The organism is Massilia sp. 01N417, from assembly GCF_056399645.1.
On record NZ_JBFTRS010000004.1, the window covers coordinates 258,846 to 276,003 of the forward strand.

A 17,158-nucleotide genomic window follows, 5' to 3' on the forward strand; every position below is an offset into this window, starting at 1 on the left:
TAAATCAAAAAGCGGGCGCCGCCGGATCCTATGTAGTATGCAGGTGAGGAGAACCGCCATGAAAAAACTCGCCATCATTCTTGCAGTTGCCGCACTGAGCGGCTGCGCGACCCAGTATCCGGGTCCCGCCAACTACGGTACGCGCGCCTACGCGCAAGCGCCGGACGCGAACGGCTGGCAGGTCGTCTCGGTGACCCCGGTCCCGAACGGCACCGCGGCCCAGGCCGCCGCCTCGGGCAATGCCGGCCGCGTCACCACCTCGGACGTCGTCACTTACAGCCCGGCGCCGAGCGGCCCGACCTACGTGACCCAGCCGGTGTACGTGCCGGCCCCGATCTATGCACCGGCTCCGGTCTACGATCCGTTCTGGTATCCGCCGATCTCGATCGGCCTCGGCTTCAGCTGGAGCAACTGGGGCGGCCACCGCGGCTACCACGGTGGCGGCCGCTGGCGCGGCCATCGCTAAGCCGGACAATTTGCACTAAAATGGGGAGGTCGCACTACGGTGCGGCCTCTTTTTTTTCGCCCCGCCATACACCCTCTTCCTTACGTTTTTCTTACGCATTTGCATGAATGACGCATGGTGCATCGCGTCACATGAATCGTTTGCTGTTGCTCAATTGCTATCCTAGAATGGCTCGACGGTGGGTCCGCGCCAGCCCCGGCGCGCGCCAGCGTGCGGCATAAAAATCAACTACGGAGACAGCAATGGATTTCAAACTGAAAGCATTGGTTGCAGGTGTAGCACTGGGTTTTTCGATGTCGGGCATGGCGGCGGAGCCGATCAAGATCGGCGTGTCCGGCCCCTTTACGGGCGGCTCGGCGCCGATGGGCGTGTCGATGCGCGACGGCGTCCGCCTGGCGGTCAATGAAATCAATGCCAAGGGCGGCGTGCTGGGCCGCCAGCTCCAGATGGTCGAACGCGACGACGAAGCCAAGCCGGAACGCGGCGTGCAGATCGCCCAGGAACTGATCAACAAGGAAAAGGTGGTCGCCACCGTCGGCTACATCAACACCGGCGTGGCCCTGGCTTCGCAGCGCTTCTACCAGCAGGCCAGGATCCCGGTGATGAACAATGTCGCCACCGGCTCGATCGTCACCAAGCAGTTCGCCAACCAGCCCGAGAACTACGTCTTCCGCAACTCCGCCAACGATACCATCCAGTCGACCATGATCGCCGAGGAAGCGATCCGCCGCGGCTTCAAGAAGCCGGCGATCCTGGCCGATTCGACCAACTACGGCCAGCTCGGCCGCGAAGACCTCGAGAAGGTCCTGGCAACCAAGAACGTGAAGCCGGTCTCGGTCGAGAAGTACAACATCGGCGACGTCGACATGACCGCCCAGCTGCTGCGCGCCAAGCAGGCCGGCGCCGACGTCGTGCTCACCTACGGCATCGGCCCCGAACTGGCGCAGATCGCCAATGGCATGCAGAAGCTGGGCTGGAAGGTGCCGATCGTCGGCAGCTGGACCCTGGCCATGGCCAACTTCATCGACAACGCCGGCGCCAACGGCAACGGCACCCGCATGCCGCAGACCTTCATCCAGAACCCGGATACGCCCAAGCGCAAGGCCTTCATCGACGCCTACGTGAAAGCCTACAACCCGCCGAACGGCCGCATGCCGTCGGCGGTGTCGGCAGCCCAGGGCTACGACTCGATCTACCTGCTGGCCGCCGCGATCCAGCAGGCCGGCAGTACCGAAGGACCAAAGATCGCCGCCGCCCTGGAAAACCTGAAGACGCCGATCGAAGGCGTGGTCACCACCTACAACAAGCCCTATAGCCACGCCGACCACGAGGCCATCAACTTCGAGAACACCAAGTTCGGCGAAGTGCAGAACGGCCGGGTCGTGCCGGTGAAGTAAGCCTGCGCACCCAGCGCACTTATCCGTCGCCCCCGCCTGCGCGGGGACGACGTGCAGACGTATCGGTCACTAGGGTAAAACATGGACATCCTCCTCCAGCTGGTCTTTTCCGGGATCGCGCTCGGCATGATCTATGCCGTCATCGCCTTCGGCTATCAACTCACTTTCGCCACTTCCGGCACCCTGAACTTCGGCCAGGGCGAGGCGCTGATGCTGGGGGCGCTGGTCGGCCTGTCCCTGGTCGGGACCATCCATGGCGGCCCGTACATCAGCTACTGGCTGATGGTCCCGCTGGTGATGGTGTTCGGCGCCCTGCAGGGCATGTTCGTCGAATGGATCGGCGTGCGCCCGGCAATCCGCATCAAGTCCGAATTCGGCTGGATCATGTCGACCATCGCACTGGCCATCATCTTCAAGAACGTGGCCGAGAATATCTGGGGCAAGGACGTGCTGCCCTTCCCCTCGCCGCTGTCGTCCGAGCCCTTCACGGTGCTGGGCGCGAACGTGCAGCCGATGCAGGTGGCGGTCATCGTCGGCGCCGTCGCCATCATGCTGGCGGTCGAGATCTTCAACCGCAAGTCGATCTACGGCAAGGCGGTGGTCGCCACCGCCAACGACCGCGACGCGGCCGGCCTCATGGGCATCAACACGCGCATGGTGATCACCTTCTCGTATGCGCTGTCCTCGGCCACGGCGGCCTTCGCCGGCGCCCTGATCGCGCCGCTCACGCTGACGAGCGCCACGATGGGCGCCTCGCTGGGCCTGAAGGCCTTCGCGGTGGCGATCATCGGCGGCCTCACCTCCGGCATGGGCGCGATCGTCGGCGGCATCATCCTCGGCATCGCCGAAACCGCCACCGGCTTCTACCTGTCGACCGGCTACAAGGAAGTGCCGGGTCTGGTGCTCCTGCTGCTGGTGCTGGCCGTGAAGCCGTCCGGCCTGTTCGGCAAGGCCGCGATCAAGAAGGTATAAAGCATGAACAAAAAACTCGCCACCGCCGTCGCGCTGGGCATCGTCCTGGTCGCCGCCTACCCGCTGCTGTTCACGAATCCCTACTACGTCCACCTGGCCGAAACCATCCTGATCTACGCCATCCTGCTGTACGGCCTGGACATCGTGGTCGGCTATACCGGCCAGGTCTCGCTGGGCCACGCCGGCCTGTTCGGGATCGGCTCCTACATCACCGGCGTGCTGGTGCTGAAGCTGGCCATGCCCTGGTACGTGACCCTTCCCGCCAGCGTGATCGGCTGCGCCCTGTTCGGCGTGATCCTCGCCCTGCCGGCCCTGCGCGTGACCGGTCCCTACCTGGCGATGGTGACGCTGGCCTTCGGCACCATCGTGCAGATCCTGATCAACGAGATGACCTTCCTGACCGAAGGCCCGCTCGGCATCCAGCTGCAGAAGCCCACCGTGATGGGCACCGAGCTGACCGAGGTCCAGTACTACTATGCGGTGGCCGGCTTCATGTTCCTGTCCCTGCTGCTGGTGCACCGGCTGCTGCGCTCCCACGTCGGCCGCGCCTTCGAAGCCCTGCGCGACAGCCCGATCGCCTCGGACTGCATGGGCGTGTCGGTGTACCGCTATAAAGTCTACGCCTTCGTGATCAGCGCCGGCTTCGCGGGCCTGGCCGGCGGCCTGTACGCCTATTCGGAGCAGTATATCTCGCCGAACAGCTACAACTTCGAGCTGACCATCCTGTTCCTGCTGGCGGTGATCATGGGCGGCCGCAAGAGCCGCCTCGGCTCGCTGATCGGCGCCACCATCGTGGTCATGCTGCCCAGCCTCCTGTCCGACATCGAGGTGTTCCGCAAGATCGCGATCACGGCCGCCGTCGCCGCCGTCATCATCGCCGCGCTGATGCTGGCCAGGCGCCGCACCACCATATCGCGCGCCGCGGTGCCGGTGGTGGCGACCGTTGCAATGGCCGTCGTCGCCTACAAGCTGGACAGCATGGTTGACTGGCGCCTGACCATCTTCGGCCTGATGACCCTGTTCGTCGTCTACTATCTGCAGGACGGGATCGTCGGCTTCTTCAAGAGCCTGTTCGGACGCGGCCGCGTCCACGTCGCCGCGGTCCAGGGCGCGGGCGAGGCCGATCCGTTCGCCGGCGTACGGGCATCCGGGGCGGGTGCGGAAGCCGGCGCCGCAGGCGGCGAACTGCTGCGCGTGGAGCACGTGCTGATGCAGTTCGGCGGCCTGAAGGCGCTGAACCAGGTCGACCTGAACGTGACGCGCGGCTCGGTGCACGGCCTGATCGGCCCGAACGGCTCGGGCAAGAGCACGATGATGAACGTCCTGACCGGCATCTACAAACCGACCGCCGGCGGCGTCGTGTTCGCCGGCCACGCCATCACCGGCCGCACGCCCTCGCAGATCGCGCTGGGCGGCATCGCCCGCACCTTCCAGAACGTGCAGCTGTTCGGCGAGATGACCGCCACCGAGAACGTGCTGGTCGGCCTGCACCACAGTTTCCGTTCGACGGTGGGCGACGCCATGCTGAGCACCCCGCGCTACAAGCGGGAGGAAGCGGCGGCCCGCGTGCGCGCGGCGGCCATCCTCGAATTCATCGGCCTGTCCGACCTGGCGATGGAAGAAGCGCGCAATCTTCCCTACGGCAAGCAGCGCCTGCTGGAGATCGGCCGCGCGCTGGCGCTGGATCCGCGCCTGCTGCTGCTGGACGAACCGGCGGCCGGCCTGACTGCGCCCGACATCCGCGAGCTGATGGCGATCATCCGCAAGATCCGCGACCACGGCATCACGATCGTGCTGATCGAGCACCACATGGATGTCGTGATGTCGATCTCGGACACCGTGACGGTGCTCGACTTCGGCCAGAAGATCGCCGAAGGCACGCCGGCCACGGTGCAGTCCGATCCGAAGGTCATCGAGGCCTACCTGGGCGGCGCAGCAGAGGCGCCGCCGCAAGCCGCCGCACATTGAGAGGACAAGCCAAGATGCTATCGATCCAGAACCTGCACGCCGCCTACGGCAAGGTCGAAGTCCTGCACGGCATTTCGCTCGAGGTCCCGAAGGGCAAGCTGGTGACCCTCATCGGCAGCAACGGCGCCGGCAAGACCACCACCATGCGCGCCATCTCCGGCATGATCAAGCCGAAGAGCGGCAGCGTGCAGCTCGACGGCCGCGACATCACCGGCCTCGACTCGCACCGCATCGCGCGTGCCGGCCTGGCCCACTCGCCCGAGGGCCGGCGCGTGTTCGCCACCATGAGCGTGACCGACAACCTGCTGCTGGGCGCCTTCCCGCGCTTCACGCGGGCGCGCCCGAAAGGCGACATCCAGCACGATCTCGAACGCGCGCTCGAACTCTTCCCGCGCCTGAAGGAGCGCCGCACCCAGCTGGCCGGCACCCTGTCCGGCGGCGAGCAGCAGATGCTGGCGATGGCGCGCGCCGTCATGCTGAATCCGGACGTCGTGCTGCTCGACGAACCGTCGATGGGCCTGGCGCCGATCCTGGTCGACGAGGTCTTCCGCATCATCGCGCGGCTGAAATCCGAGGGCGTGACCATGCTGCTGGTGGAGCAGTTTGCGCAGGCTGCCTTGAACGTGGCCGACTACGGTTATGTGCTGGAGAATGGCAGTATTGCCGTGCACGGGCCGGCGGCGGATTTGAAGAGCGATCCGAAGGTGGTGGCCGCTTATCTGGGGGGTGGGCAGGCGCATTGAGGCCACGGTAGCGCGCCACGATACCGGCGGTCGCGCCTTCCGGCGCTCAGCGTTTTTCGATTTGATTGAACTTCAAGCACTGTCATGATGCCTCGGTCGGCCGCCCGGCCTCCACTGAAAGGCATGCATGAACCGCTTGAAGACCCTCCTCTGCGTCGTCGCCCTGCTCGCGCTGGGCGGCTGCGCATCGATGTTCCAGCACACCGGCGAGCGCCAGGCCGGCAGCATCGTCGACTACCTCTATCCGAACGCGAAAGAGCCGCCGAAGATGGAGCCGACCGTCACCAGACTGCGCCTGCCGGTGCGCGTCGGCATCGCTTTCGTGCCGGGCGGCGGACGCGGCGCGCCGCAGGACGCCGAGCAGATGCAGCTGCTCGAGAAGGTCAAGGCCGCGTTCTCGGAATACGACTACATCGGCAGCATCGAGGTCATCCCGGGCGCCTACCTGCGCCCGCGCGGCGGCTTCGACAACCTCGACCAGGTGGCGCGCATGTTCAACGTCGATGTGATCGCGCTGGTGTCGTATGACCAGATCCGCTTCAACGACACCAACCGGATGGCGGTGCTGTACTGGACCGTGGTCGGCGCCTACCTGATCAAGGGCGACCAGTACGACGTGCAGACCATGGTCGATGCCGCCGTGTTCGATGTCCGCAGCCGCAAGCTGCTGTTCCGCGCGCCGGGCATGAGCCAGGTGAAGGGATCGTCCACCCTCGCCGGCTACAGCAGGGAGGTGCGCGGCGCGCAATCGGACGGTTATGTGCAGGCGGTCGACCGGATGATTCCGGCGCTGCAGATGCAGCTGGCGAGCTTCAAGGAACGGGCGAAATCGGATCCGGGCATCCAGGTCGAGCGCGGAGAAGGATACCGCGGCGGACGCGGCGCCGGCGGATTCGGCTGGACGGCGGCCCTGCTGCTCGCCGGCGCGGCTTTCCAGGTCGTGCGCCGCCGTGCTTAGGACCGCACCCGTCTCGCTGGCGCTTGCCGCCGTCTGCCTGCTGCTGGCCTGCGCGGGCGAGCCGGCGGCGTCCTGGCTCGCCTGGGAGCGCGCCGCCATCCTGCACGGCGAGCTGTGGCGCCTGTGGAGCGGCCACCTCGTGCATTTCTCGGCCTCGCATGCGGGCGCCGATGTGCTGGCCCTGCTTGCATTGGGCATGCTGGCCGAGCCGCTGATCGGCGCGCGGCGCTTTGCGCTGGTGCTGGGCGGCGGCGCCTTGCTGCTGTCGCTCGGCCTATTGGTGCTGGCGCCGGCGATGCACGAGTACCGCGGCGCTTCCGGCCTGGGCGTGCTCAGCGCGGTGCTGGGCGGGGTGCTGGCCTGGGACCGCTATCCGGGCGGCCGACCGGTGCTCGTCTGCGCCGCGCTCGCGCTGGCCAGCAAGACGCTGTGGGAAGCCTCCGCGAACATGGCTGCATTCACCGACCTGCCTGCGGGCGTGGCCGTGGCCTGGCAGGCCCACGTGCTGGGCGCGCTGCTGGGCGGATGCGCGGCCGCTTTATACCAACAAAACACAAACCGAGAGGTGACATCATGAATTCATTCGGCAAAGTCGGCGTACTGATGGGCGGAAGCTCGGCCGAACGCAAGATATCGATCCTGTCCGGTACCGGCATCCTGGAAGCCTTGCGCGGCCGCGGCGTCGACGCCCATCCCTTCGATCCCGCCACCCGGGGCCTGGCCGAACTGGAGGCACAAGGCTACGACCGCGTGTTCATCGCCCTGCACGGCCGCCATGGCGAGGACGGCGTCATCCAGGGCGCGCTGGAGCTGCTGGGCATTCCCTATACGGGCAGCGGCGTCATGGCCAGCAGTATCGCGATGGACAAGATCACGACCAAGAAGATCTGGCTCCAGCACGGCCTGCCGACACCGGGATACGCCAGCGTCACCCCCGGCGGCGACCTCGACACCCTGGTGGCGGAACTCGGCCTGCCGCTGATCGCCAAGCCGCCGCACGAAGGCTCGACCATCGGCATCGGCAAAGCGCAAACCGTCGCCGAGCTGCGTGCGGCCGTCGACGCCGCGGCGCGCTACGACGACGAGGTACTGGTCGAGCAGTTCGTCGACGGGCGCGAACTCACCGTGGCGATCCTTGGCCGCGGCAAGGAAGCGCGTGCGCTGCCCATCCTCGAAATCGTGGCGCCGGGCGGCTGCTACAACTACCAGGACAAGTACTTCACCGACGCCGCCCGCTACCATTGCCCGGCGCCGCTCGACGCCGCCCTGGCCGCGGACATCCAGCGCATCGCGCTCGACGCCTACCACGCCATCGGCTGCGAAGGCTGGGCGCGCATCGACCTGATGCTGCGCACGGAAGACATGCGCCCCTTCCTGATCGAGGCGAACACCGCGCCCGGCATGACCGGTCATTCGCTGGTGCCGATGGCCGGCCGCGCAGCCGGGATGGATTATGCGGATATGTGCGTCGCCATCCTGGGGACCGCAAGGCTCAAGGGCGGAAGTCCGGCCCCCAGCCGCAGCGCCTGAGCCACATTGCGCGCGGCCGAACGCAGGTTCTCGCGCGCCTCGGCCAGCGCCTCCTGCACGGTGCACGGCCGGCACACCGCCGCGAACACCGCGTCGATACCGTGCACATACACGGCCGAGGCATCCCGCGCCAGCCCGCCGCCGATCGCGATCACCGGCTTGCCGAAGCGCTTCGCCACCCGCGCCACCCCGACCGGCGTCTTGCCGCTGACGCTCTGGCCGTCGATCCGCCCTTCCCCCGTGATCACGAGATCGGCATCGCGCACCGCCTGCTCCAGCCCGACCGCCTCGGCGATGATCTCGATGCCGGGGCGCAGGCGGCCGCCCAGGAACACCACCATCGCCGCGCCGATGCCGCCGCCGGCGCCGGCGCCCGGCATGCCGGCCACGTCCTGGCCGAGGTCGCGCACGATGAGGCGGCCGTAGTTCGCCAGGCTGGCATCGAGTTGCGCAACCATCTCCGGCGTCGCGCCCTTCTGCGGCCCGAAGATGGCGGAAGCGCCGTTCGGCCCGGTCAGCGGATTGCTGACGTCGCAGGCGATCTGGAATTCGCCGTCCTTCACGCGCGGGTCCAGCCTTGAAGCGTCGATGCGGGCCAGCCGCGCCAGCCCGGCGCCGCCCGGACCGACCTCCGCGCCGCCGGCGTCCAACAGGCGCACGCCGAGCGCCTGCAGCATGCCGGCCCCGCCGTCGTTGGTCGCACTGCCGCCGACGCCGAGCACGAAGCGGCGCACGCCGGCATCCAGCGCGTGCAGGATCAGTTCCCCGGTGCCGCGGCTGGTGGCGCGCAGGGCATCGCGGCGTTCCGGCGGCACCAGTTCGAGCCCGCTGGCGGCGGCCATCTCGATCACGGCCAGCGGCGCGCCGCCGTCCGCCGAGGAAGCCAGGCCATAGAAGGCATCGACCTGCTCGCCCAGCGGCCCGGTGGCCTTGAGCTCGACCCGGCGGCCGCCGGTGGCGTCGATCATCGCCTGTACCGTGCCCTCACCGCCGTCGGCCACCGGCAGCTTGACGATGTCGGCGTCCGCGAAGACCTCGCGCAGGCCGGCCTCGATGGCCTCGGCCACCTGCAGCGCGGACAGGCTTTCCTTGAACGAATCCGGGGCAATGACGATCTTCACGGGGTCTCCTGGCTGATGGCGTTTCCTTCGAGTATAGGCCATAATCGATCGACAAACTTTTGGGACACCGCCATCATTGCCGCTCGCCTGCTCCGTCTACGCCTGCGCTGGTACGCCATCAGTACGGCACGCCTGTTGCTGCGGCGCTGGCAGGCCCTGGCGCTGATCGTCGGCGTGGCCTCGGCGGCCGGCACCACGCCGATGGACAATCTGGCGATGTTCGCGCGTCCCCTGCTCGGCCTGCTCGCGCCGGGACATGGCATCCCCTGGCGCTTCGCCTACCTGATGGTCCTGCTGCTGGCCTGCGCGGCCTGGGCGGGCATGCAGCGCAGGCGGATCGTGGGCGGCGCCTTCATGGCCTACGCGGCTTCCCTGCCCTTCTCTCCGCGCCAGCGGCGCCGGGTCGACCTCGCCGTGCTGGTGCTGGCCGATACGCCGCTGCTGGTGATCGCCGGCGCCGCCCTCATCGTCGTGGCGGCCCATGGGGCCGCGGCGGGGCGCCAGCTCCTGCTCATCGACGTGGTCCTGCTGGCGCTGGCGGCGCAACTGGCCGTGCTCGAACGACGGCTTGGCGCATGGGCCGGCGTGACTGCGGGCGCGCTGGTGCTGGCCGCCAGCCAGGGCAGGCCGCTGCTGCCCCTGGCCGCGCTACTGGTCGGCGCCGTGACCGCCTCCGCCCTCGTTTTCGGACCATGGCGCCGGCCGCGCCGCCGGCCCGCCCGGATCCACATTCCCATGCTGGCCTGGCCGGCCTCGCTGCTGCGCATGCTGGCCGGTCGCCATGCGCCGGCACTGCAAGTCCCGCTCACGATCCTGGTTCGCGAACGCCGCGACGAGACCCTGACCAAGGCGCTGGTCGCGGCCGCGATTGCCGGCGCCGCGCTCGGCCTGGTGCTGCTGTTCGACGGCGACGGCCGCAGCTTCGCCACGGTCCTGATCGCCCAGGCCCTGGTCGCGCTGACCTTCGGCGGCCTGTTCCGCGGCCTGCAGATGGGCCACCGCGCCGGCATCGGCTTTACCGGCGCATTGCCGCTGGCGCGGCACTGGCACCGGCGCTTCGATCTTGCCGCCGTCCTGGCCTGCGCCCTGCCTTTCCTGGGCGCCCTGGCGGCGCTGGCGATCGCCGCCGGCGTACCGGCCCTGCGCGCACTGGCGGGTGCGGCCTCGTACGCCCTGCTGCTGTGCGCCCTGCGCGCGCCGGCCGTGTTCAGCGAGCGCCATGCCGTGGTCCTTGCCACCCTGCTCACCGGTTGCTGGTGCGCAGCGACGATCGCCTGCCTGACCTAGGAGAGAAAACATGCTGCGTTTCGAAGGGATCAGCAAGTCCTACGGCGCCCGGCAGGTCCTGCGGGGCCTGCGCCACAGCTTTTCCCCCGGCGTGCATGCGCTGCGCGGGCCGAACGGCATCGGCAAGTCGACCTTGCTGCGGGTGCTGGCCGGGATCGAAGAGCCGGACGGCGGCACGGTCTGGATCGCCGGCATCGACCTGCAGGCCGACCCGGCCGCCGCCAAGGCCCGCCTCGCCTATGCGCCGGACGAGTGCCCCGTCTATCCCTTCATGACGGGCCGCGAACTGCTGGCCTTCGTCGCCTGGGCCAAGGCTTGCGAGGTATCGGCGGCGGTGCTGGACATCGTCGAGCGCTTCGGCCTGGCGCGCCACCTGGACACGCGCTGCGGCGACATGTCGCTCGGCACGCAGAAGAAGCTGATGATCGCCGCCGCCTGGATCGGCGAGCCGGCGGTGCTGCTGTTCGACGAGCCGTCGAACGGACTGGATGCGAGTGCGCGCGCCCTGCTGATCGAGCTGCTGGCGGCAAAGGGCCGGGATGCGGTGGTGCTGGTCTCGACCCACGACCAGGACTTCGCCCGCGCGCTGGGCGCGAAGCTCGTCGAATTCGAGGCGCTGGCCCTACATGCCGAACAGGTCGTGTGAGTCGAGGATGGCCCAGGTGATTTCGGGATGGCGGTCGAGCACCTTGCGGATCGCCGCCGGGATCGACTGCCTGACCTTCTTGCACAGGCCCGGCCGGTCTTCCAGCAGGATGACGATGCCGCGCAGGGTGCGCACCTCGTTCGGGCCGGGCACGATCTTGAGCTCGACGCCGAGGTTGGCACGAATCTTCTCCCGCAGGCGCTGGAGCTCATCGTAGCTCGAGATGTTCTCGATCCGGTCGATCAGCTTCTGCTCTTCCATGCGCGTCAGGCGCAGGGGGCGCAAGTCGGCGCCGGGCTCGACGAGCAGGCGCTCGCGCTCGCAGACGCAGGCGCCTGGCGGACATTCAGTACGGAGTGGGAAGCTTACCTGTTGCAACATGCTCTCACGCTGGCTGGCAAAGGATCGTCATAGTGTACCTCAGGGTCGGGCTCATTCATTGTGYGGCGCGCGCCAGTACGGCGCGCATGCGCTGCCAGTGCGAGCCTTTCCAGTAGACCCGCCCGCACAGGTCGCAGGTATTGAATTCGTCCTGGGTCGCCGCGACCTGGGGCGGCAGGCGGTCCAGCACCTCGGCCTTGGCGACGCTGCGCAGCGGCGCGTTGTCATGCAGGCAGCGCGTGAACGGACGCGCGCGCTCGGCCAGCCCGAGGTGCTCGAACAGGTCGCGCAGCTGGGCTTCGGGCCGCTGGGCGCGCACATAGCAGCCATGGTCGATGCCGCGGCGCTTGAGCAGTTCGCGATCGCGCGTCAGCACCACGCGTTCCTGGTCCGCCGCCAGCGCCTCGACCTGGTCGCCGCCCAAGCCGTTGTCGTAGATGGTGTCGAACCCGGCCATTCGCAAGAGGCGGGCGAGGCCGCCGAGGTGGGCGTCGGCCACGAAGCGGATCCGTCCCGGCGGCAGCAATGGCGCCGGCCTCAGGTCGCTGACGTCGAAGCGCGTGAAGTGCGGGTAGACGGCGACCCGGTCGCCCTCTTCCAGCAGCAGGTCGAGGCCGGCGTTCTCGCCGTTCACCAGCACCAGCTCGACCTCGGTGTGCGGCACGCCGAGGGCTTCGATCATGTGCTTGGTGGTGGCCATGCGCGCGCATGGGGCCGTGATGTCGCGCCCCTTGCGCTCGCGCGGCAGGAAGTCGTTCAACTCGCCGTAGAAGCGGAAGGTGGCGCAGACCATCGGTTCACCTGCTCACTCGTTCACTCGCTCATGGCCGGCTGCAGCGCGCGCAGCACCTCGAGGGCGTTCGGCACCGCCGCGAAAGCCGCCGTGTTATCGAATATGCACCAGCAGTCGGCGCCGCCGGCCGTCAGCAGCGCGATGCGACGCTCGACTTCGCCCAGGAATTCCGGCGGATAGCTGGAGTAGTAGACCCTTGGCGTACCGTGCAGGCGGATATAGCTGGCCTCCGTGGTCGGCACGTGCGGTCCGGGCTGGCCGGCCGGCGGATCGGCCATCACGCGGGTCACGCCGTGTTCGCGCAGGACGGCGGTGGCGGCGTCGGAAAACCAGGTCGGATGGCGCGCCTCCAGCGCCAGCATGCAGCCGACCCTTGCGCGCAGGCGCGGCAGGAAGTCGCGCGCCGCCTCTTCGTCGAACACGCCCTTCGGCGGCAACTGGACCAGGATGCAGCCGAGCTTCGCGCCCAGGTGATTGACCTCGCCGGCAAAGCGGTCGAGCAGCTCGTCGGCGTCGCGCAGGCGGGCTTCATGGCTGATCGACTTCGGCAGCTTGACGGCGAAGCGGAAACCGGGCGGCACGCTGTCGGCCCAGCGGGCGTAGGTTTGCGGCTGGTGCGGCCGGTAGAAGGAGGAGTTGATCTCGACCGCGGGGAAGACGGCCGCGTAACGCTCGAGGTGGCTGCCTTCTTCGGGAAAGTCGGGCGCCACGTCCTTGTGCAGGCTCCAGCCGGCGCAGCCGATCAGGCGCGCGCCGCCGGCGCTAGTGGGTGCTGGGGTTTCGCTCATGGGCAGATTCTATGCCGGGAGTGCGGGCACGCGTCGCACGGCCGGCATTACAATATGAACAATCGCCCATCGACTTCGCAGGAGAAACCCCATGACCGATCCCTTGCATATCGTCTGTCCGCATTGCGACGCCATCAACCGCGTCGCCAGCGAGCGCCTCGCCGACCAACCCGTCTGCGGGAAATGCACGAAAGCGCTGTTCGAAGGCAAACCGCTGGACGTGAGCAGCGAACGCTTCACCCGCCACATCGGCCGCAACGACATTCCGGTGCTGGTCGATTTCTGGGCCGCCTGGTGCGGACCCTGCCGCATGATGGCGCCTGCCTATGCCCAGGCCGCCGGCCGCCTGGAGCCGCGGGTACGCCTGCTGAAGGTGGATACCGAGGCCTCGCAGGACCTGGCGGGCCGCTATGGCATCCGCAGCATTCCTACCATTGCGCTGTTCCAGGGCGGCCAGGAGATCGCGCGCCAGGCCGGGGCGATGGATGCCGGCAGTATTATTTCTTGGGTACAATCCCGGGCGCGCGCCGCCTGAGCGCGCGATCCGCTATCGTCGGCTTCACGACGTCACCAACTCATCAAAGGAGGACGCCATGTCCCAGGAACTCGTCTACGAACGCGGTGTCGAGGATGCGAAACAGTTCGCCCGCATCCTGTATCTCGCCCATGCCGCGACCTTCTTCTTTTCGCTCGGGCTGCTGAACATCATCGTCCTGATCGTCAACTACGTCAGGCGTCCGGACACCGCCGGCACCATCGTCTATTCCCACCACACCTGGATGATCCGCTCGTTCTGGTGGTACGTGGCGGCGATGATCGCGGCCTTCGTGCTGGCGATCACCATCATCGGGATTCCGCTGGCCTGGCTGGTCGGCGCCGGTGCCTGGCTCTGGATGGCCTACCGCATCATCCGCGGCTTCCTCGACCTGAACAACAACCGGCCGATGCCGATGTAATCCCGGTTCAGTTGTTCGGCCCGTCCCTGCGCAGGCGGGCCTCCAGTTCCCGCAGCCGCACGTAGTAGGCGCGGCCAAGGCGTCCCACCGGCCGCGTGCCGGTCTGCTCCAGCAGGTCGATGCGGTGATCCTGTTCGCCCTTGCGGCCGGTGTACACCGCCTCGTCGATATGCACATGCTGCACGCTCCCCATGATCCACTTGTTGGCGCCCATGTCGAGGATATCGTGCAGCTTGCATTCGTAGGCGACCGGGGCGCCGGCCACGCGCGGCGCCTTCACGATGCTGCTGGGCGCCTCGGCCAGGCCGGCGTAGCGGAATTCGCTGTCGCCGGGCGCCAGGTCGGCGGCCGTCTTGACCATCTCGTCCATCAGCTGTTCCGGCACGATGTTGACCACGAACTCGCGGGTGGCCACGATGTTGGCGTAGGTGTCCTTCGGCACCCATTCGCCGGCGTGGTTGTCGCCGCGCGGTCCGCAGCTGAAGCCCAGCATCGGCGGCGACGGCGACACCACGTTGAAGAAGCTGAAGGGCGCGATGTTCGGCACGCCCTCGGCCGACACCGTCGACACCCAGGCGATCGGGCGCGGCACGACGGAGTCGCGCAGCAGGAAGTACATCTCGGTCGGCTGGAAGTCGGCGGCGGAAAGCGAAATGGTCATGATGGCCTGTCGATGATTGATTACTGCTGCGGGTCGTACAGCTTTTCCTTGATGAACAGCGCCGGCACGATCCCGCACAGGAAGTAGGCCGCGCCCATCACCAGGAAGCCGAGGCCGATCGAGCCGTTGGTGGCCAGGTAGCCGATGCAGGCCGGTGCGATCGCCGCGCCGACGCGGCCGACGTTGTAGGCGCCGCCGACGGCCGAACCGCGGATCGTGGTCTCGAAGCTCTCGGTCATGTAGGTCGCGTTCACGCCATACGGAATCCCGTACAGGAAGCCGAAGATGGTCAGCAGGTAGACGATATTGTCCGGCGTGTTGTAGAGCACGATCAGCGGCAGGAACACCGCGGTGCCGAGGGCGCCGAAGGCGAAGATGGCGCGGCGGCCGAAGCGGTCGGCCAGCCAGCCGGCGACGATCTTCCCGAGGATCATGGCGACGTAGGTGCCGACCATATAGCCGGTCATCGCCTTGAAGTTCATGTGCAGTTCTTTTTCCAGGTAGGTCGGCATCCAGTTGTTGACGCCGTAGTAGCCGAACTGCAGGAAGCCGGCGGCCAGCGACCACAGGATGAACATGCGGCGGTGGGCCGGATTCGAGAAGATCAGCTTCATCGCGCCGGCCGGCTTGCCGCCGGTGCGCGTGCCGGCTGCCTTGTCCGCGGCCAGCTTCTGGCGCGAGGCGATCCAGGCGGCCGGTTCCGGCACCACGCGCTGCATCAGCACGGCCAGCACCACCGGGATGATGGCGATGTAGAACAGCCAGCGCCAGCCATAGGTCGGCAGGATCCAGCTGGCCAGCAGGGTCGCCACCACGTAACCGACCGACCAGCCGGCCTGCAGGCTGCCCAGCACCGTGGTACGGCGTTCGGTGGGCACGTACTCGGCCATCAGGGTGTTCGACACCACGTAGACCGCGCCCAGCCCGACCGAGGCGATGAAGCGGAACAGGGCGAACTGTTCGAAGTTGTGGGTGGCGCCGAGCACCGCGGTACCCACCGAAAACAGCATGATCGTCCAGACGACCGTGCGCACCCGGCCGAAGCGGTCGGCGGCCCAGCCGCCGAAGATGCCGCCGAGGGCCATGCCCACCAGCGTGACCGTGCCGAGCGTGCCCGCCTGCACCTTGGTCAGGCCGAACTCCTTGGTCAGGCTGCCCAGGCTATAGGACAGGAACATCAGGTCGGCGCCGTCGATCATCAGCGCCAGGAAGGCGAAGACAAAGACGATCTTCCATGTGTTTTTGTTTGCCGCGGCAATGACCGCGCGGTTTGCTGCTACTTCCATGTCTCCTCCAATTGTCTTGCTGTCTTGCTTGCTTATGCCTGCACGGCGCGGATCATGTTGCGCGCGATGACCAGTTGCTGGATCTGGGTCGTGCCCTCGTAGATGCGGAACAGGCGTACGTCGCGGTAGAAGCGCTCGATCGCGTATTCCGACACGTAGCCGGCACCGCCGTGGATCTGCACCGCGCGGTCGGCGACGCGGCCGCACATCTCGGACGCGAACATCTTGCAGCAGGCGGCTTCGGTCGAAATGTCTTCCTTGTTGTCGCGGCGGCGCGCGGCATCCAGCACCATCGAACGGGCCGCGTAGATCTCGGCCTTGCTGTCGGCCAGCATGGCCTGGATCAGCTGGAAGTCGGCGATCGCCTTGCCGAACTGCTGGCGTTCGACCGCATAGCGCAGGGCATCGTCCAGCATGCGCTCGGCCACGCCGACGCAGATCGCGGCGATGTGCAGGCGGCCTTTGTCGAGCACCTTCATGGCGGTCTTGAAGCCCACGCCTTCTTTACCGCCGATCAGGTTGGCGGCCGGGACGCGGCAGTTCTCGAAGATGACGTCGGCGGTGTGCGCGCCCTTCTGGCCCATCTTCTTGTCCGTCTTGCCGATGAAGACGCCCGGCGTGCCCTTCTCGACGATGAAGGCCGAGATGCCGCCCGCGCCCTTGACCTCCGGGTTGGTGCGCGCCATCACCGTGAAGATGCCGGCTTCCGGCGCGTTCGTGATGAAGCGCTTGGTGCCGTTGATGACGTAGGAATCGCCGTCGCGGACCGCCGTCGTGCGCAGCGAGGCGGCGTCCGAGCCGGAACCCGGTTCGGTCAGCGCGAACGAGGCGATCAGTTCGCCCGAGGCCAGGCGCGGCAGGTAGTCGCGCTTCTGCTGTTCGGTGCCGTCGACGATCAGGCCCTGGGAGCCGATGCCGTTGTTGGTGCCGACCAGCGAGCGGAAGGCCGGCGAGGTCTTCGCGATCTCGAAGGCGGCCAGCACCTCCTCTTCCATCGTCAGGCCAAGGCCGCCGTATTCCTCGGGAATGCAAAGGCCGAACAGGCCCAGCTCGCGCATGTCGTCGACGACGTCGGGCGGGATCTGGTCGGTCTCCGCTACTTCATTTTCCGCCGGCACCAGCCGCTCCCGCACGAAGCGGGATAGGGTGTCGAGCAGCACAGTCATGGTTTCCTGGTCGCGTATCATCTTCTTTCCAACTTTCCA

At 67.5% G+C, this 17,158-nt stretch carries 18 protein-coding genes and 1 pseudogene; 12 read left to right on the top strand and 7 right to left on the bottom strand.

Translation table 11 applies throughout. The features are described 5' to 3' along the window. Positions 1-58 precede the first annotated feature (58 nt). The 8 genes from AC1DOQ_RS06535 to AC1DOQ_RS06570 all read left to right on the top strand — a co-directional run bounded on the left by AC1DOQ_RS06535 (position 59) and on the right by AC1DOQ_RS06570 (position 8,034). Positions 59-466 carry a hypothetical protein gene (locus AC1DOQ_RS06535; protein WP_477361394.1) on the top strand — a complete coding sequence of 136 codons (408 nt, stop codon included), beginning with the start codon at positions 59-61 and terminating at the stop codon, positions 464-466. Positions 467-708: 242 nt separating this feature from the next. Next, a complete protein-coding gene (locus AC1DOQ_RS06540) occupies positions 709-1,863 on the top strand; it encodes an ABC transporter substrate-binding protein (protein WP_477361396.1) in 1,155 nt (384 codons plus the stop codon). Between the two features lie 81 nt (positions 1,864-1,944). Then, positions 1,945-2,835: a branched-chain amino acid ABC transporter permease gene (locus tag AC1DOQ_RS06545; protein ID WP_477361398.1), complete on the top strand. Its 891-nt coding sequence runs from the start codon at positions 1,945-1,947 to the stop codon at positions 2,833-2,835. Positions 2,836-2,838: 3 nt separating this feature from the next. Next, positions 2,839-4,803 carry a branched-chain amino acid ABC transporter ATP-binding protein/permease gene (locus AC1DOQ_RS06550; protein WP_477361400.1) on the top strand — a complete coding sequence of 655 codons (1,965 nt, stop codon included), beginning with the start codon at positions 2,839-2,841 and terminating at the stop codon, positions 4,801-4,803. A 14-nt stretch (positions 4,804-4,817) separates the two neighbouring features. Then, entirely contained in the window at positions 4,818-5,546 is a 729-nt protein-coding gene (locus AC1DOQ_RS06555; protein WP_477361402.1) for an ABC transporter ATP-binding protein, read from the top strand. Positions 5,547-5,673: 127 nt separating this feature from the next. Then, positions 5,674-6,504, top strand: coding sequence for a rhombotarget lipoprotein (gene rhlP, locus AC1DOQ_RS06560; RefSeq protein WP_477361404.1), 831 nt, complete (start codon positions 5,674-5,676; stop codon positions 6,502-6,504). Then, on the top strand, positions 6,497-7,081 hold the full coding sequence (rrtA, locus tag AC1DOQ_RS06565) for a rhombosortase (RefSeq protein WP_477361406.1): 585 nt from the start codon (positions 6,497-6,499) through the stop codon (positions 7,079-7,081). Before rhlP ends, rrtA begins: the two co-directional genes overlap by 8 nt. Continuing rightward, complete coding sequence (locus AC1DOQ_RS06570; protein WP_477361408.1) at positions 7,078-8,034, top strand: D-alanine--D-alanine ligase; 957 nt, start codon at positions 7,078-7,080, stop codon at positions 8,032-8,034. Before rrtA ends, AC1DOQ_RS06570 begins: the two co-directional genes overlap by 4 nt. Here AC1DOQ_RS06570 and AC1DOQ_RS06575 read toward each other — a convergent pair. After that, positions 7,956-9,155: a glycerate kinase gene (locus tag AC1DOQ_RS06575; RefSeq protein WP_477361410.1), complete on the bottom strand. Its 1,200-nt coding sequence runs from the start codon at positions 9,153-9,155 to the stop codon at positions 7,956-7,958. The genes AC1DOQ_RS06570 and AC1DOQ_RS06575 overlap by 79 nt on opposite strands. Positions 9,156-9,290: 135 nt before the next feature. Here AC1DOQ_RS06575 and AC1DOQ_RS06580 point away from each other — a divergent pair, with 135 nt between their 5' ends. Together AC1DOQ_RS06580 and AC1DOQ_RS06585 are read left to right on the top strand one after the other, a co-directional pair. Further along, positions 9,291-10,442 carry a hypothetical protein gene (locus tag AC1DOQ_RS06580; protein ID WP_477361412.1) on the top strand — a complete coding sequence of 384 codons (1,152 nt, stop codon included), beginning with the start codon at positions 9,291-9,293 and terminating at the stop codon, positions 10,440-10,442. 100 nt (positions 10,443-10,542) lie between these two features. Then, a pseudogene (locus tag AC1DOQ_RS06585) lies at positions 10,543-11,088 on the top strand (ATP-binding cassette domain-containing protein); the annotation flags it as partial. Here the strand turns inward: AC1DOQ_RS06585 and AC1DOQ_RS06590 are convergent. The 3 genes from AC1DOQ_RS06590 to AC1DOQ_RS06600 are packed head-to-tail and all read right to left on the bottom strand — an operon-like array spanning position 11,065 to position 13,050. Beyond that, a complete protein-coding gene (locus tag AC1DOQ_RS06590) occupies positions 11,065-11,469 on the bottom strand; it encodes a hypothetical protein (RefSeq protein ID WP_477361414.1) in 405 nt (134 codons plus the stop codon). The pseudogene AC1DOQ_RS06585 and the gene AC1DOQ_RS06590 overlap by 24 nt on opposite strands. 55 nt (positions 11,470-11,524) lie before the next feature. Next, positions 11,525-12,262 (bottom strand): Mut7-C RNAse domain-containing protein, encoded by a 738-nt coding sequence (locus AC1DOQ_RS06595; RefSeq protein ID WP_477361416.1) that lies wholly within the window; start codon positions 12,260-12,262, stop codon positions 11,525-11,527. Positions 12,263-12,282: 20 nt separating this feature from the next. Continuing rightward, the gene (locus tag AC1DOQ_RS06600) at positions 12,283-13,050 is read right to left on the bottom strand and encodes a DUF72 domain-containing protein (RefSeq protein ID WP_477361418.1); all 768 of its coding nucleotides are present in this window, start codon (positions 13,048-13,050) and stop codon (positions 12,283-12,285) included. Between the two features lie 91 nt (positions 13,051-13,141). Here AC1DOQ_RS06600 and trxC point away from each other — a divergent pair, with 91 nt between their 5' ends. Both trxC and AC1DOQ_RS06610 read left to right on the top strand, forming a co-directional pair. Next, complete coding sequence (gene trxC, locus AC1DOQ_RS06605; protein WP_477361420.1) at positions 13,142-13,585, top strand: thioredoxin TrxC; 444 nt, start codon at positions 13,142-13,144, stop codon at positions 13,583-13,585. 58 nt (positions 13,586-13,643) lie between these two features. Further along, positions 13,644-14,006, top strand: coding sequence for a DUF4870 family protein (locus tag AC1DOQ_RS06610; protein WP_477361421.1), 363 nt, complete (start codon positions 13,644-13,646; stop codon positions 14,004-14,006). Between the two features lie 7 nt (positions 14,007-14,013). Here the strand turns inward: AC1DOQ_RS06610 and AC1DOQ_RS06615 are convergent, their stop codons facing one another. The 3 genes from AC1DOQ_RS06615 to AC1DOQ_RS06625 are packed head-to-tail and all read right to left on the bottom strand — an operon-like array spanning position 14,014 to position 17,140. Next, positions 14,014-14,667: a flavin reductase family protein gene (locus tag AC1DOQ_RS06615; protein WP_477361423.1), complete on the bottom strand. Its 654-nt coding sequence runs from the start codon at positions 14,665-14,667 to the stop codon at positions 14,014-14,016. 20 nt (positions 14,668-14,687) lie between these two features. Then, complete coding sequence (locus AC1DOQ_RS06620) at positions 14,688-15,953, bottom strand: MFS transporter (protein ID WP_477361425.1); 1,266 nt, start codon at positions 15,951-15,953, stop codon at positions 14,688-14,690. 32 nt (positions 15,954-15,985) lie between these two features. Next, positions 15,986-17,140 carry an acyl-CoA dehydrogenase family protein gene (locus AC1DOQ_RS06625; protein ID WP_477361427.1) on the bottom strand — a complete coding sequence of 385 codons (1,155 nt, stop codon included), beginning with the start codon at positions 17,138-17,140 and terminating at the stop codon, positions 15,986-15,988. Positions 17,141-17,158 lie beyond the last annotated feature (18 nt).

Bases quoted from the DNA above. Each gene is read 5' to 3' on its own strand.
- AC1DOQ_RS06535 (WP_477361394.1), top strand. From the start codon at position 59: ATGAAAAAACTCGCCATCATTCTTGCAGTTGCCGCACTGAGCGGCTGC.
- AC1DOQ_RS06540 (WP_477361396.1), top strand. From the start codon at position 709: ATGGATTTCAAACTGAAAGCATTGGTTGCAGGTGTAGCACTGGGTTTT.
- AC1DOQ_RS06545 (WP_477361398.1), top strand. From the start codon at position 1,945: ATGGACATCCTCCTCCAGCTGGTCTTTTCCGGGATCGCGCTCGGCATG.
- AC1DOQ_RS06550 (WP_477361400.1), top strand. From the start codon at position 2,839: ATGAACAAAAAACTCGCCACCGCCGTCGCGCTGGGCATCGTCCTGGTC.
- AC1DOQ_RS06555 (WP_477361402.1), top strand. From the start codon at position 4,818: ATGCTATCGATCCAGAACCTGCACGCCGCCTACGGCAAGGTCGAAGTC.
- rhlP (WP_477361404.1), top strand. From the start codon at position 5,674: ATGAACCGCTTGAAGACCCTCCTCTGCGTCGTCGCCCTGCTCGCGCTG.
- AC1DOQ_RS06570 (WP_477361408.1), top strand. From the start codon at position 7,078: ATGAATTCATTCGGCAAAGTCGGCGTACTGATGGGCGGAAGCTCGGCC.
- AC1DOQ_RS06590 (WP_477361414.1), bottom strand. From the start codon at position 11,469: ATGTTGCAACAGGTAAGCTTCCCACTCCGTACTGAATGTCCGCCAGGC.
- AC1DOQ_RS06600 (WP_477361418.1), bottom strand. From the start codon at position 13,050: ATGAGCGAAACCCCAGCACCCACTAGCGCCGGCGGCGCGCGCCTGATC.
- trxC (WP_477361420.1), top strand. From the start codon at position 13,142: ATGACCGATCCCTTGCATATCGTCTGTCCGCATTGCGACGCCATCAAC.
- AC1DOQ_RS06610 (WP_477361421.1), top strand. From the start codon at position 13,644: ATGTCCCAGGAACTCGTCTACGAACGCGGTGTCGAGGATGCGAAACAG.
- AC1DOQ_RS06615 (WP_477361423.1), bottom strand. From the start codon at position 14,667: ATGACCATTTCGCTTTCCGCCGCCGACTTCCAGCCGACCGAGATGTAC.
- AC1DOQ_RS06620 (WP_477361425.1), bottom strand. From the start codon at position 15,953: ATGGAAGTAGCAGCAAACCGCGCGGTCATTGCCGCGGCAAACAAAAAC.
- AC1DOQ_RS06625 (WP_477361427.1), bottom strand. From the start codon at position 17,140: ATGATACGCGACCAGGAAACCATGACTGTGCTGCTCGACACCCTATCC.